General features: G+C 44.6%; 13 protein-coding genes. 10 read left to right on the top strand and 3 right to left on the bottom strand.

The genetic code is table 11. The features are described from left to right. Positions 1 to 101 precede the first annotated feature (101 nt). From DU53_RS08135 to DU53_RS08100, 8 genes are all read left to right on the top strand, one after another. Entirely contained in the window at positions 102 to 1,670 is a 1,569-nt protein-coding gene (locus DU53_RS08135; RefSeq protein ID WP_041288990.1) for an ABC transporter ATP-binding protein, read from the top strand. Next, positions 1,667 to 2,722: an ABC transporter permease gene (locus DU53_RS08130; RefSeq protein ID WP_015868887.1), complete on the top strand. Its 1,056-nt coding sequence runs from the start codon at positions 1,667 to 1,669 to the stop codon at positions 2,720 to 2,722. Before DU53_RS08135 ends, DU53_RS08130 begins: the two co-directional genes overlap by 4 nt. Continuing rightward, entirely contained in the window at positions 2,719 to 3,696 is a 978-nt protein-coding gene (locus tag DU53_RS08125) for an ABC transporter permease (RefSeq protein WP_015868886.1), read from the top strand. Before DU53_RS08130 ends, DU53_RS08125 begins: the two co-directional genes overlap by 4 nt. A gap of 127 nt (positions 3,697 to 3,823) precedes the next feature. Further along, positions 3,824 to 5,662 (top strand): ABC transporter substrate-binding protein, encoded by a 1,839-nt coding sequence (locus DU53_RS08120; protein ID WP_015868885.1) that lies wholly within the window; start codon positions 3,824 to 3,826, stop codon positions 5,660 to 5,662. Between the two features lie 139 nt (positions 5,663 to 5,801). Next, positions 5,802 to 6,836, top strand: coding sequence for an ABC transporter permease (locus DU53_RS08115; RefSeq protein WP_063728341.1), 1,035 nt, complete (start codon positions 5,802 to 5,804; stop codon positions 6,834 to 6,836). Positions 6,837 to 6,849: 13 nt separating this feature from the next. Further along, positions 6,850 to 7,734, top strand: coding sequence for an ABC transporter permease (locus DU53_RS08110; protein ID WP_015868883.1), 885 nt, complete (start codon positions 6,850 to 6,852; stop codon positions 7,732 to 7,734). A gap of 12 nt (positions 7,735 to 7,746) precedes the next feature. Next, the gene (locus tag DU53_RS08105) at positions 7,747 to 8,760 is read left to right on the top strand and encodes an ABC transporter ATP-binding protein (RefSeq protein WP_015868882.1); all 1,014 of its coding nucleotides are present in this window, start codon (positions 7,747 to 7,749) and stop codon (positions 8,758 to 8,760) included. Next, positions 8,757 to 9,962: an ABC transporter ATP-binding protein gene (locus tag DU53_RS08100; RefSeq protein ID WP_015868881.1), complete on the top strand. Its 1,206-nt coding sequence runs from the start codon at positions 8,757 to 8,759 to the stop codon at positions 9,960 to 9,962. Before DU53_RS08105 ends, DU53_RS08100 begins: the two co-directional genes overlap by 4 nt. 17 nt (positions 9,963 to 9,979) lie before the next feature. Here the strand turns inward: DU53_RS08100 and priA are convergent, their stop codons facing one another. From priA to panD, 3 genes are read right to left on the bottom strand one after another with little or no spacing between them, the layout of a single operon-like run. Further along, positions 9,980 to 12,259: a primosomal protein N' gene (gene priA, locus DU53_RS08095; RefSeq protein WP_015868880.1), complete on the bottom strand. Its 2,280-nt coding sequence runs from the start codon at positions 12,257 to 12,259 to the stop codon at positions 9,980 to 9,982. A 16-nt stretch (positions 12,260 to 12,275) separates the two neighbouring features. Beyond that, complete coding sequence (locus DU53_RS08090) at positions 12,276 to 13,556, bottom strand: nucleotidyltransferase (RefSeq protein WP_015868879.1); 1,281 nt, start codon at positions 13,554 to 13,556, stop codon at positions 12,276 to 12,278. Position 13,557: 1 nt separating this feature from the next. Further along, a complete protein-coding gene (gene panD / locus DU53_RS08085) occupies positions 13,558 to 13,905 on the bottom strand; it encodes an aspartate 1-decarboxylase (protein WP_015868878.1) in 348 nt (115 codons plus the stop codon). Between the two features lie 89 nt (positions 13,906 to 13,994). Between panD and DU53_RS08080 the strand changes: the two genes are divergently transcribed. Both DU53_RS08080 and DU53_RS08075 read left to right on the top strand, forming a co-directional pair. Then, positions 13,995 to 14,387: a hypothetical protein gene (locus DU53_RS08080; protein WP_063728339.1), complete on the top strand. Its 393-nt coding sequence runs from the start codon at positions 13,995 to 13,997 to the stop codon at positions 14,385 to 14,387. Further along, positions 14,351 to 15,523: an exodeoxyribonuclease VII large subunit gene (locus tag DU53_RS08075; RefSeq protein ID WP_082853887.1), complete on the top strand. Its 1,173-nt coding sequence runs from the start codon at positions 14,351 to 14,353 to the stop codon at positions 15,521 to 15,523. The genes DU53_RS08080 and DU53_RS08075 overlap by 37 nt, the downstream gene beginning before the upstream one ends.

Here is a 15,523-nt window from a genome sequence, read left to right as displayed (position 1 = left end):
CCCTTGTTCTGAATCGTTACCTTGCCAAAGCTCGGGAGAGTAATCTCCCGAGTTTTGGTATCGTTAGCGATGGAGGTGAGTACGTGAGCGCTGAAGCAAAAATGCAAGCTCAAGATTTCTCGGAATACGCTGTCGTCATGAAGGGAATAGTAAAAAAATTTCCCTCTGTTCTGGCAAATGATCATGTTGACCTCTACGTAAAAAAAGGTGAAATACACGCACTCGTTGGAGAAAATGGAGCAGGTAAGTCTACGTTGATGAAGCAACTCTACGGTCTCTTGATTCCAGATGAAGGAGAAATCTACATAAACGGTACCAAAAAACACTTTAAGGGACCTAAAGACGCCATTGCTACTGGAATCGGCATGGTTCACCAGCATTTTATGCTGGTGGATAATCAGACAGTTGCAGAAAATGTTGTTTTAGGAAGTGAACCAAAAAGCTTTGGGCTTGTTTTCGACAGAGAACGCAGCCGCAGAGAAGTAAAAGAGCTTTCTGAACGATACGGTTTAGCTGTTGACGTAGATGCCAAGATAGAAGACATACCGGTTGGTATGCAACAACGCGTGGAGATCCTCAAGATCCTGTACCGCGGTGCTGATATCTTGATATTCGACGAACCAACAGCGGTTTTAACGCCTCAGGAAACCGAGGAGCTCTTTAACGTAATGAGACGCTTGAAAGAAAGCGGCAAAACCATTATTTTTATTACCCACAAACTGAATGAGGTCATGGCGATAACGGACAGGGTCACGGTCATGAGGTTAGGAAAGGTCACGGGTAATGTTGATACAGAAAAAACTAACCCTAGAGAGATCGCAAGAATGATGGTTGGTAGAGATGTACTCCTCAGAGTTGAAAAAGGCCCCCACAAACCCGGCAATGTGGTTCTCAAAGTTGAAGACCTCTGGGTTAAAGATAACAGAGGGCTGGATGCGGTTAGAGGCGTATCTCTCGAAGTTCGTGAGGGCGAAGTTGTTGGAATAGCTGGTGTGGCCGGTAACGGACAGAGTGAGCTTGTTGAAGCGATAACCGGCTTAAGAAAACCAGAAAAGGGGCAGATAACCCTATTAGGAAAGGATATTACTCACAGTTCGCCTCTCGAAATTCGAGAATCTGCATTAACCCATATTCCAGAAGACAGGCTAAAACGCGGATTGATTACGGATTATCCTGTCTTTTACAACATGATTCTCGGAAAACATCAGAATGAACCCTTTTCAAAGAACGGTTTCTTAGATCACAAGGTGATCAAAAAATATAGCGAAGAATTGGTTGAAAGATTTGACGTCAGGCCAAGAAACATCAATATGCTTGCCGGAAATCTCTCGGGTGGAAACCAGCAAAAAGTAATCGTGGCTCGTGAACTCGATACTGTACCCATATCCCCGAAAGCTATCATTATAGCTCAACCAACCAGAGGACTCGATATTGGTGCTATTGAGTTCATTCACAAAACAATAATATCTATGAGAGATAAAGGCATCGGTATATTACTCGTATCCATGGAACTCGATGAAATATTCTCTCTTTCTGACAGAATACTGGTAATGTATGAAGGAGAAATAATGGGCGAGGTCCTTCCAGACGAAATCACCAGGGAGGAAATCGGTTTAATGATGGCAGGTCAAAGAAAAGCCGAAGTCTTAGTACGGGGTGATGCTAAATGAACCGACAGGGTAAAATATACGCTTTTTTAGTTCCCACTGTTGCTGTTATTATTGCACTTCTTATAGCGTCCATAATTATCTACGCAATCGGCAAAAATCCTATAACAGCATACGGAATCATGTTAAAAGGTGCTTTCGGTGGCAGTGAGCAGCTCGCTAACACTATCGTTAAAATGACACCATTGGTGCTCACCGGTCTTGCCGTGGGATTTGGTTTTAGAGCCGGCGTTTTCAACATCGGTGCCGAAGGTCAGATGGCCATAGGTGCACTTCTGGGTTCAATAGTGGCAATGAATGTAGGAGCGGTACCTCCTGTTTTAGCGATACCGCTATCCATAATCGCTGGAATGTTCGCAGGCGCGATTTGGGCGTCAATAGCAGGTTTTTTGAAAGCCTACACCGGTGCCCATGAGGTTATCTCCACCATTATGCTTAACTGGATAGCTGCCAATCTCGCTTCTTTCATGGCGGTTGGCCCGCTGGCTGTCGGATCTGGAACCCCAAAAAGCCCTGAGATAGCTGATTCCGCAAAACTGCCTGTTATTCTCAAGGTGCAAGCAACAGAGCTGAGTATAGGGATTTTCATAGCGGTAGTAGCGGCAATAGTCATGTATATAATTCTCGAAAAAACCACGATGGGTTACGAGTTAAAAGGCGTTGGGTTTAATCCATATGCCGCAGAATACGGTGGAATAAGTATCAGGAAAAATATTATACTCACGATGGCCATAAGTGGTGCCCTCGCTGGAATGGCCGGTATAGTAGATATCCTCGGAGTTCCTCCTCACAGATTTGTTGGGGAGTTAACCGGTGGGAGAGGTTTTGATGGTATTACCATAGCTCTGATAGGAAGAAACAATCCCATTGGAATCATATTCGCCGCTCTCCTCATCGCAGCTCTTAGAACCGGATCAAATGCGATGCAGATTAACGCTCAAATCCCGGACGATATTGTCATCATCATCCAGGGTATCGTTATCTTCCTCGTGGCAGCTGAACGAATCGTGGCTACGATTATTTACTGGAGAAAGAAAAGGAGTGAGGCGGCATGAGTTGGCTTGAAGCTATATTCGCGATTCTGATAAATCCACTTTTCTACAAGCTTACGTTATTGTCTGCTACCCCATTGATATTTGCTTCTCTGGGAGGGGTTTACAGCGAATCAACCGGCGTTACCAACATAGCACTTGAAGGTATCATGTTAATGGGAGCCTTTACTTCCATAACGGTAACCTATGTTATACAACAGGCTTTTGGTGTTACGCTGCCCTGGATAGGCGTTCTCGCAGCTGCAATTGTTGGCCTTGGCTTTGCGTGGTTGCATGCGTGGGCCAGTATTCGCTGGGCAGCAAACCAGATAGTCAGTGCAACCGCTCTGATAATAATCGCCCAGGGATTAACCTCATTCCTAATGAAACCTATTTTTGGACATGAAGGACGAACTGACCCGGTAGCTAAAATAAGTGAATTTTCCATTCCCTTTTTCAAAAAGGGAACCTTCCTCGGTGAAATCTTTGGTGAACTCAGCCCCTTTGTTTACATTGCTTTGCTCTCCGTTTTTGTTAGCTGGTTCATCATGTACCGTACTCCTCTTGGATTGAGGATGAGAGCCGTTGGTGAGAATCCCGAAGCAGCGGATACTCTGGGTATAAACGTGTACGGCATAAGATATTTTGGTGTTTTGATGAGCGGTCTGTTTGCAAGTTTGGGTGGAGCTTTCCTATCTATTGGAGATGTTGGAAGCTTTGGCGAAAACATGGTTCGTGGTCGTGGTTTTATAGCTCTGGCGGCGATGATTCTCGGAAACTGGAATCCTCTGGGAGCACTCGGAGCTTCTCTTCTCTTCGGTGCTGCTGAAGCCATGAACCTCCAGCTTCAGAGTAGTTCAATCGTTTCCGTTTCCGCGACTGTGAAACCTCTTTTCAACATGATTCCCTTTGTGGTTACGCTCATTGTGGTAGGCGGATTCATCGGTAAGACCCGCCCGCCTGCAGCCGATGGTATTCCTTACGAAAAAGGATCCTGAGGTTTTTGAGCCTTTCAACCGCACGACGTAAAGAGCAAGATGATCATCATCATGAAGTTTTGAATTTGAAGGACAATGCGATATAATACCTATGGTGTCAATCAACTTTGTATAAGGGGGTGTTGTTGTGAGGAAAGCATTTTTGCTTACACTCGCAGTTCTTTTGGTTGCGATCGTCGGTCTCGCCGAAGTCAAGAATCCCGACACATTCATTACACTGACCATCGGTGAGCCTGAAACGCTCGATCCACATTATTGTTATGAAACCGCTGGCGGAGGAGTCATCCTTAACGTTTATGATAACCTTATAAAGTACAAAGGTGACTCAGTTACTGAATTTGAACCCATGATCGCCACGGAAGTACCGTCTATCGAAAACGGTCTCATTCAGGATGGCGGTACAAAGTACATATTCCCGATAAGAAAAGGCATCAAGTTCCACACAGGTAGAGAACTCACACCTTACGATGTCGAGTACAGTTTTGAAAGAGGTATCCTCTTTGATCCTGCTGGAGGACCAATGTGGATGATCATCGAGGCCCTTTCCGGTGGGGATTACCAGTGTCTCGAAGACTGGTTCGAGGCTTACGCTGGCATGCCCTACTCCGAGGCTGTAGATGAGAATAGAGAACCAACCTCTGAAGAGGCAAAGGCAAAGCTCATCGCTTTCTACAACGAAGTCATCGATCCTCTGGTTGAGGTCGAAGGCGATAACGTTATATTTACACTTCACGCTCCATTTGCACCGTTCATGTGGATAATCTCCCACTATGCCGGTTGGAGCGCCGTTCTTGATTCTGAATGGGCAAAGGCCAACGGTACCTGGGACGGAAATGCCGACGGTTGGTGGAAATGGCATGACCTCCAGCCTGAAGAAACCCCACTGCATTCTGCTGAAGCCGGTTCCGGTCCATTCAAGCTCGTCGAATGGGATCGTGCACAACAGAAGGTTATCCTCGAAAGATATGACGAATACTGGAGAGGTCCCGCCAAGCTAAAGACAGTCATCATCTGGGGTATCGACGAATACTCCACCAGAAAAGCCATGCTTGAGGCTGGAGACGCTGATATGGTCTATGTCCCTGCACAATACAGGGATCAGGTTATAAATCTCCCCGGTGTCAGGGTTATTGAAGGATACCCAACATCCGTCATCGCTTCCCTCCACTTTAACTGGGAAGTCAGGGAAGGCAGTGAATACGTCGGAAGCGGAAAACTCGACGGAAATGGTATACCGCTTAACTTCTTCAGCGATGTGCATGTTAGAAAGGCATTTGCATACTGTTACAATGGTGAAGTATTCATAAACGAGGTTCTCAATGGACTCGGTAAGCTTGTTCCGACCGACCTCCCCGAAGGCTACTTAGGATTCGATCCTACGCTTCCGGTGCCCGAGTTCAACTTGCAAAAAGCCACTGAAGAATTCAAGAAAGCCTTCAACGGAGAACTCTGGAAGAAAGGGTTCAAACTCACACTTCTTTACAACACCGGTAACGAAGCCAGACAAACAGCCGCTGAAATGCTGAAATTCTTCATCGAATCCATCAATCCTAAGTTCAAGATTGAGGTTCAGGGTGTCCAGTGGCCGACCTACCTGAAGGCTCAGAGAGCGGGTTACATGCCTGCATTCATAATCGGATGGCTTGCCGACTATCCTGATCCACACAACTTCATAGCGACCTACTACTCCACGAAGGGTGTTTACGCTTCCAGACAGGGTAAACCCTTCCTTGAATTCGCTGAAAAATACCTGGATCCTCTCATATTCCAGGCTGTTAAGGAGATCGATCCGAAGAAACGTGAAGAACTCTACATAAAAGTTCAGAAGATCGTTATCGAAAATGCTGTTGGTGTTCCTCTCTACATGCCTCTCGGATTCCACGTAGAGAGAACCTGGGTCAAAGGCTGGTATCCACATCCGTTGAGATCTGGTGCCAATTACTACGAACTCTCCAAGGAAGAATAATAAGCAAATCTTCAAGTAATTTCACTTTAGAGGCCAGGGTTTGTTAACCCTGGCCTCTTTTATCTTTTTCTTTCCTCATGTATAATTTAATTAGTTTCTTAAATCTCAAATTTTTTTATGCCGAAGGAGTGATACACAGGTGACCGCGTACATCATAAGAAGGTTGCTTTTGCTTCCTTTGATTCTAATTGGTGTAACACTCATCATTTTCGCGATGATCTGGGCCCTGGGCCCCGAACGTCTTCTCGCATCTTACGTTAAGAGCCCAGAAGCCTTAAAAACCCCTGATGCCGCCCAGAGGTTAATCCGCAAATACGGGCTCGATCAGCCAATGTCTGTAATGTACGCTAAATGGCTCTGGAATGTTGTAAGAGGCGATATGGGCTATTCCCTTGTCGGGAAAGAACCGGTTGCAAAAGCGATAGCTGAAAGATTCCCTTACACCTTTGAACTGGCTATATACGCCTTTATTCCGGTAGTCCTTGTAGCAATCTCTCTGGGGGTGATTTCAGCAGTAAACCACAACAAATTCATAGACCAATTTATAAGGGTATTCGCCCTTATAGGTTGGTCTCTCCCGGATTTTGTTTTCGGGTTGCTGCTACTGTGGATTTTCTATGCGAAACTGGGGTGGTTCCCACCAGGCATGGTAAGCCCGGAATATGACCTTGTTATGCGAAGCGCCGAATGGCACACAATAACCCATATGCCAACCTTTGATGCACTGCTCAATGGGCGTTTTGACGTCTTTTTGGATGCTCTGAGGCATATGATCCTTCCGGTGATCACCCTGGCATATCTCTGGTGGGCGTATCTGTTGAGAATAACCCGTTCCAGTATGCTTGAGGTACTGAGAAAGGATTACATAAGAACTGCAAGGGCAAAGGGGGTTCCAGAAAAAATAGTCATAAACAAGCACGCCAAAAGAAACGCCCTCATTCCCGTTGTTACCGTCGCGGGAGGTACAGTCATAGGATTACTTTCCGGAACTGTTATCATAGAGTCAGTTTACAGCAGATCCGGAATCGGCCGCTTCCTCGCTGATGCAGCTACTCAATTGGATTACTGGTCTATCATCGGTGGTGCGTTGTTCTTCTCATTCTTGCTAGTCATCGGTAACTTAATCGTCGACGTAAGCTACGCAATCATCGATCCCAGAATCAGGTTACAGTGAGGGGGTTGTGCTGATGTCTGAAAGAAAGAGAAAAAGTGATTTTCAAAAGATGATGAAGAAATTCTGGACCAACGGGACAGCCGTTCTTGGCGCATCTCTGCTCATATTCTTCATAATCGTGGCTATCTTCGCTCCCAAAATCGCTGGGACCAATCCAACAGGTGATAATTACCAGATGCCCCGGGTTGCGTGGACATCGCGACCCATCGCACCAAGTTCCGAACATCCCTTCGGGGTGATCGGTGGAAGAGATATTTTCTATGGAGTCGTCTGGGGAACGCGCACTGCTTTTAGACTCGGCCTCACCGTTGCCGGTCTGGCAACCCTTATCGGTATCTTCGTTGGTTCGATTTCAGCATATTTTGGAGGCTGGGTTGATGAAATATTGATGAGAATCGTTGATATATTCATGTCAATCCCCTTCCTGGTTGCCGCAATGGTTCTGACAACTATACTCGGAAAAGGTCTGGATAAAGTGATGGTAGCACTTGTCGCTTTTGGTTGGATGGCCACCGCCAGGCTCATAAGGGGTAACATCCTTCAGGCACGTGAAGAACAATATGTCCTTGCCGCACGCGCTCTCGGCCAAAAGGATTGGCTGATTATCGTTAAACATATTCTCCCGAATACTATTTTTCCGGTCGTCGTTCAGATGTCAATGAGAATGGGATCATACGTTATTACTGCCGCTGCACTCAGCTTCCTTGGTGTTGGTGCTGAACCTGGCTACGCAGATTGGGGTACCATACTGAGTTATTCCAGAAACTGGATGACCATGTTAGACCAATCATGGTTTGCAATTGTGTTCCCCGGTATCGCCATGGTCTTATTCGTTCTCGCGTGGAACCTTGTTGGCGATGCTTTGAGAGACATCTTCGACCCGAGATTGAGAAGTTAAGGGGGTTCAAAAGTGGAGAAAAAACCTGTTCTCGAAGTGAAAAATCTAAGAACCTATTTCCATACAGATGACGGTATCGTTAAAGCCGTTGACGGAGTCAGTTTTGAGGTGTATCAGGGTGAAACACTCGGTATCGTCGGCGAATCAGGTTGCGGTAAAAGCGTCACATCCCTTTCAATAATGAGGCTACTGGATGAAAAGGGCGAAATCGCCGGTGGGGAGATCTACTTTAAGGGCAAAAACCTCCTGAACCTTTCAGAAGAGGAAATGAGGAAGATCAGGGGTAACGATATGGCCATGATCTTCCAGGAACCCATGACCGCTTTGAACCCTGTGTACACGGTTGGTGACCAGATAATGGAAGCCATTCTACTCCACCAGGACGTCGACAAGGAAAAGGCCAGAGAAATGGCCATCGAAATGTTGAAAAAAGTTGGTATTCCCGAACCGGAAAAACGCGTTGATGAATATCCCCATGAACTGTCTGGTGGAATGAGACAGAGGGCAATGATAGCCATGGCGCTTTCCTGTAATCCTACGATCCTTTTCGCCGATGAACCAACAACCGCCCTTGATGTTACAATACAAGCCCAGATACTGGAGCTAATGCTAGAGCTGCAAAAAGAATACGGTATGTCCATAATCATGATAACCCATGACCTCGGTGTTATCGCAGAAATGGCAGATAGAGTCGTTGTTATGTACGCCGGAAAGGTCGTCGAATACGCTGATATCCGCACCCTCTTCAAAGATCCAAAGCACCCATATACATGGGGATTAATGAACGCAATACCGAGACTCGATGAAGATAAAGAGGTTCTCTACAATATTCCTGGTGTGGTTCCGGATCCTCTGGATTTCCCCAAAGGATGTAGATTCCATACCCGCTGTGCACTGGCTACTGAAAAATGTAGAACAGAAGAACCACCACTGGAAGAGATTGAATCCAGTCACAAAGTAGCTTGCTGGCACGTAGATAAACTCGAAGAAATGATCAAAGTGGCAAGGGCAGGTGAAGGTGCATGAATAACCAGACAAACCCAAAAAACACCCCCAAACCGTTGCTCAGGATAGATAATCTAGTCAAATATTTCCCGGTAAAAGCGGGTGTTTTCCGACGTGTGGTTGCTCAGGTTAAGGCTGTTGATGATGTTAGTTTCGAGGTTTATGAACGGGAAACCCTCGGGCTCGTCGGCGAATCTGGATGTGGTAAGACGACAGCGGGTATGACCGTTCTAAGGCTCTACGAACCCACATCCGGAAGAATTATCCTGAACGATGAGGATACTACCCATTATTTTCTTCCGATAATGAAAGCAAGGGCATATCTCAAACGCATGTATGTGGAACGTTTTCTTGACCTTAAAAACGCCGCGGGTTCAGTTGAGTCCGCTATCAAGAGTATTGAAGACGACTTTGATCGCAAGATGGCTAAACTTTTTTTCGAGGTTCACAACGGATCCGCTTCGGCCTTCATTCGTGACATGATGAGTGCCAGGGAAGCGAAACGAAAAAAATTCAGACGCCAGGCCCAGATGATCTTTCAGGATCCATTTTCTTCACTCAATCCCAGGATGAGAGTCAAGAACATCATAGCCGAAGGCGCTCTCATTCACCACCTTGCGACACGCTCAGAAGTCATGGACAAAGTTGCCGATATATTGAAAAAAGTAGGGCTTTCAGCAGATCATATGGGAAGATTCCCTCACGAATTCAGCGGAGGACAAAGGCAAAGAATAGGTATTGCTAGAGCCTTGATACTCAATCCGAAGCTCATCGTAGCAGACGAGGCCGTTTCCGCTCTTGACGTCTCAATACAGGCTCAGATATTGAATCTGCTTAATGATTTGCAGAAAGAATTTGGTTTGACGTATCTGTTCATCGCCCACGATCTCGCTGTTGTTAAACATGTCAGTAAAAGGGTTGCTGTTATGTACCTTGGAAAGATCGTCGAGATCGCCGACAAAAAAGAGCTCTTTGAAAATCCTTTGCACCCTTACACTGTAGCATTGATGTCAGCAATACCGATCCCCGATCCAGAGAAAAAGAGCAAGAGAATCATTCTCAAAGGCGATGTCCCCAGTCCTATAAATCCACCCAGTGGCTGCCGTTTCCACCCACGCTGTCCAATAGCAAAAGAAGTTTGTTCGAAGGAAGAACCGCCATTGAAGGATGTCGGAAACGGCCACAAGGTCGCCTGTTTCTTCCCTGGAGAACTGAAAAGATAATAGAAGTCTGGTTTTCTCTAGAGCATTCCGCCTATACCATCGACGACAAGGTCGATCTGGGCGGAATGTTTTTTTATCAATTCCCTGAGTTCCTTCATTGATGCCTCAGGTTTCAGTTTAAGGAATATCTTCATTCTGAAGCGTCCTTTGAACTTCTTTATCACCGGTACTACAGGCCCATGTATCTCGAAGAATTGTTCAGAAAATTCTTTTCCAATAAGTTCAGCGATTTCTTCCGCTTTTTTCTGGCACCGTTTCTCGTCTACATGCTCGACTATCATTTCTACAAAATACGAGAATGGTGGATATTTCAAAAGTTCCCTTGTTTTTATTTCTGTTTCAAAGAACCTTTCAAAGTCGTTTTCTACAGCGTTTTGTATGACGGGATGATCTGGATTGAAAGATTGTATGAGCGTCTTCCCAAAGGTACCCCTGCCGGATCTTCCAGATGCCTGTGTAATCAACTGAAAAGCGTTTTCAGTGGCATCGTACCTGGGAAGATTTATAAGTCTGTCTGAATCAACTACAATGACACAACCCACCTTTGGAAAATCGAGTCCCTTCGCGATCATCTTGGTACCAACAACCACCTGAGCATCTTCCTGTTCTATCATCCGAAGCGCTTTCTCATAATCCGAAGGACTCTCTATCGTCTCTTTGTCGAGTCTTATAATCTTCACCGAAGGAAAGAAATTCCTAAGTTCATACTCTACCCTTTCGGTTCCGAAACCACGTGCTGATAATGCCGCACTTCCACAATTGGGGCAGTTTGAGAAAGGTGGGGTAGTAAACCCACAATAATGGCATTTGAGAATATTCCCGTGGCGGTGATACGTCAGTGATATATCACAATTTGGGCATTTTATAACCGTTCCGCAATTGGTACACACCACGTAATTTGAAAAGCCTTTCCGATGAACGAAAACAAAAATCTGCTTCTCATCTTTGAGAAGTTCTTTTATCTCTTCCAGAGCTTTTTTAGAAAGTACATAAAAGCCTTTAGATTTTCTCATATCTATCAATTCAAGTGATGGTAATTTACCAACCGGTCTGTGCTTGAGCTTATGCAGCTTGTATTCGCCTTCGATGGCCCTAAAATAATGGGTAACTCTCGGGGTTGCAGAACCGAGTATAATAGGGATGTTGTGAAGCTTCCCCTTTTCCACAGCCACTTCAACGGCATCGTAATGAGGCGAACTCTGCTGATAGAAGCTGGCATCGTGCTCCTCGTCGACAATTATCAGTCCAAGCTTTCTCATAGGTATCCAGATAGAGCTACGCGTACCGATTATTATATCGACGTTACCTTCGTGAGCGTCCAGCCAGATACCCTGCCGTTTAGCCTTACTGAGATAACTGTGGTATACCCTTACCTCCCGACCGGGAAATGTTCCCTTAACTCTGGCCAAAAGCTGCGGTGTCAGAGATACTTCAGGAACGAGATAAAGCACCTGAGCACCTTCAGTTAACACCTTTTCCATTGCTTTGAAATAAACTTCTGTTTTTCCCGTTCCCGTAAGCCCATATATGAGATGAACACCTTTAAAATCGTACACAATGGAATTTAAAACCCTTCTTTGTTCGGAGGTTAATTCATCTATCGGAGCTATTGTCCAGTCACTGAATTCGTAAGTCTCATCTTCAAAGACCTCTAAAATGCCTTTCTTCTCCAACGTTTGAATGGGTGAGATGCTCTTTAAGTCAAGATTCTTAATCAGTTCGCGAACCTCAATAACATCAAAGGAAAACAGATGCTCTACGACCTTCCTTTGAAGATCCGTTAGTTTTATTTTCTCTAAGTCTTTAATAGACAGACGCAACCTAACGAACTTCTTCTTTTGGACTCTTGTCTTTTTTTGCTCGTAACTGTGTACTATCCTTATTTTCCTTGATTTTTTCCAGTTTTCAATAGTAACAGCACCAAATTTTTCCCTTGCCGCGGTCAACGGTATTATGTCCTTTATGGGAAGCTCCTGAGACTGCGGAACGACGAAACTTTTTACATTCATAACCTTCCCTGGCGGAAAGAAAAGATCGAAGATCTTACCAACAGGACAAAGAAACCGCTCACTTATCCTCAATGCCAATTCTACGTCTTTAGAAGTTAGAAAGGGCTTCTCATCGAGTTTTTGAAGAACGGGTTTTGTGGCGAATTCCGGAAGCTCATCTGTGATCTCGACCACGTAAGCCACAACACTTCTATTTGCGAAATCAACAACAACTCTTTCTCCCGGAGTTAATGGGAAATCAGTATGATAGGTGAAAGTATCGAGAAGAGGGGAACCCGATATGGCCACTTTTACAAAGATAATATCAACCCCTGATATAGATTATCCTTCTTTTCATTTCATTCGAGGCTTTTATAACCTTAACATCATCAAAAAAGAGAGAATAAATATCCGCTGCCATTATGTCTCTCTTCATCTGTAACTGGAAAAGATCCTGGTCTATCTCAAAATCACCGGATATCGCTTTATACATAACCCGCTTCCATGTGGATGGGGTAGTCAATAATGGAACTTTCAGTTTTTTCTTTATTCTTGAAAGGTGCGATCTTCCATTTTCATTGAATCCAAGTACTCTAATATACTGTGGCCCCTGTTTGTTTGACTGCTCTATCAGCTTCGGGGAAAGTTTGAGAATCACGTTCATCAACAGCCTCTTCAACCTTGTAAAGGTAAAGCGTTTGGCCTTCACACATTCAAGAAATTCGGATATTTCTCCACATTGTCTAGAACAACGAACGAACCTTGCATCAAGCCCTTCAGTAAACCCGTAGTAATTCTTGAAATCTTCCCTATCCAGCCGTCTCAACAGGCCAAGAATGAATCGTCCCATTTTTTCAAGGTGTACGGGGCATTTCTTCAATGCACACTCTCTTTTTATAATGGCGTAAGAATAATCCGGAACAGCTTGTTTGACCTTCTCCCACTGCCCGGTTATGATTAACTTCCTGATGGCAGTAGCGCTCGAAAACCTGCCTTTAAAGTAAGGGTCGTTGTAATCAGCACCCGTTCTCACTATGCTGTGCGGCGTAATATCACTTCTGATCTGTTTGATAGCACGCAAATATTCGAGCCCCAGGATATTGTTAGATCTTTCTATCTCTTGGATACTTTCGGCAAAATCACTAAGATGAAGCTTTAGATAGTCCTTTAGTGCTGCCTTCCTCGCATTTGGAAAAGACAAACCTGTTTTCAGATGCTGCTTCAACAACTTCACGTATACGGTTGGTTCTTCTATCAAAATATCGGAAAGAACATCGAGAAGTTTCATGTTTCCCGTTTCGCTGCCAAAAACGATGTCAGTAACACCTAAAAGGGACAACGTCCATACAGAACCTAGGGCAAACCCACCTGCATCCTGAACGGAATAAACAACAGGAAGCTGTACCACAATGTCAATGCCAGCCTTTAATGCGATTTCAGCCCGGGAATAGTTGTCCATTATAGCTGGTTCCCCACGCTGAACAAAGTTGCCGCTCATAACGGCAATTGTCAGGTCTGGGTTTATGAGCTCTTTCGCCTTTTTCAAATGGAAAAGATGCCCATTGTGGAAAGGATTGTATTCAACAACTATCCCGAGGATACTCATGTTACTTCTCGATCGGTTCGTTTTTCTCAGTAACCTTCACAATCTTCGGAGGTTTATACTCATCATCGTTATAAATAGCGTAAGAAATTATAATAACCCTGTCACCGATCTCCGCCAATCTGGCAGCAGCACCATTTAACGCGATAACGCCAGACCCTTCTTCACCCTTAATGACATAGGTTTCAAATCTTTCACCGTTGTTTATATTAACGACCTGCACCAGCTCGTTTTCCCTTATATCCGCCAATTTCATAAGCCGGTAATCTATGGTTATGCTTCCCTCATAATTGAGGTTCTTGTCTGTAACAGTAGCCCTATGTATCTTTGATTTTTGCATAATCCTGAACACACCAAACACCTCCATATCTTCTTCTTCTAAGGATATTTTACATCACTCAACCTCCTTATGTGATAACATTGTTTTGGAGGTTCGATGACATGAAGAGATTTAAGGGCGTCTCTGAATTAATGAGATGGATACGGGATTTTTCAGAGGAGTACTTCTCTGAACCCGTTGAGTTTTTTGGAGAAGTACGCGATGCAAGAGTAAACAGAAGAAATGTTTTGAACATAGAAGTGGTGGAAACTGTTAAAGGATACAGAAGCGGAAGCTTTACGTACCAGATCCCATGTCAGATAGATTACCCGGAGAGTATCCTCGATGAACTTGGCATTGAAAGTTATAAAGAAATGGAGGGTGAGCTTTACAGTGTCATTGGAAAGCTCGTTTTTCGTGTTACTCAAAATCGGTACGTTGTGGAAGTCATCAAGATTGAACCTACGGAAAAGGTGCCATCGAAAAACGCAGGCAAAAGATCCTCGAGAAACTGAGATCCGAAGGGCTCTATCCGGTAAAACAACTGTCCTCTCTCCTTGAACTTGGCGAACCCATACTTGACATAGCCATCCTGGCTTCGCCAAACACCCGGGGGCTTTCCGATTTTCTAAGAATGCTCCAGGATTCCCCTTTAATCCCTGATTTTACATATTACCCAATTTCAATTGAGGGGGCAAGCGCAGCAAAAGAACTCGTTTCAGCTCTTGGTAAGGCCAACAATAGGGCCCATCAACTGATCGTCATCGTCAGGGGCGGTGGCGCTCAGGGAGGGTTACTTTATCTCGATGACGAATCACTAGCAAGAGCCGTCGCTTCCTCAAAACTCCCGGTAATTGTAGGGATCGGTCATTCTGAAGATAAAACCCTGCTCGACTATGTCGCAAGTATGTCCTTTGAAACCCCGACAGCGGTCGGAAGAGAGATATCGCAGATCAACCGGGATTATATTCACTCCCTATCTGAACTGGAAGAAAAGCTGGATTCAGTTTTTTCGGAACTCTTATCTTCTTTTGTTAGCAATATCCAGTCCCGTTCAAGGATTCTTAGTGCTTACAGTATCGAGAGAATGATAAAATTCGACCACCAAAAACTTCTATCCTTTGTTCGTAGGTTGAACAGGATAGATTTTCTGACAGACAATATGAAAGAAGCTTTGAACCGTTCACGTAAGAATTTAATTTCAAATTCCGCGAATATCATGAACGAAAAAACAAAATGGTTCTGGCTCAATTTAAAAGAATTCAGACGCCATGAAAACGAACTATCAAGCAGGATTAAAAACTTCGAAGAAAGGATCACACCGGAAATCATCGATCTCGAGAGGTTTTTGATGGAAAAAAGCAGGGATTTCAAGAAACTCACCGGATACTTCAGCAGCAATGCCAAAAGCTTTTACCGCTGGCAACGCGAAAGATTGCAGCGATACATAGCCGAGATTCGATCAATAAACCCAATATACGCTTTAGTAAAAGGCGGCGCCATTGTAATGGACGAAGAAGGAAAGGCTATCGTATCCATTGAAGATGTTAAAATAGGCGATGAGGTTCTTATAAGACTTTCAGATGGTTCTCTGCGTTCCGAAATCCTCGAAAAGATCACCACAAAGAAAAAAAATTTAGTAAAGGAGTGA

This window comes from Kosmotoga sp. DU53 (assembly GCF_001639905.1).
GTDB lineage: Bacteria > Thermotogota > Thermotogae > Petrotogales > Kosmotogaceae > Kosmotoga > Kosmotoga olearia.
The sequence above is the reverse complement of the archived record's forward strand: the minus strand, read 5'-3'. Positions and strand labels throughout refer to the sequence as shown.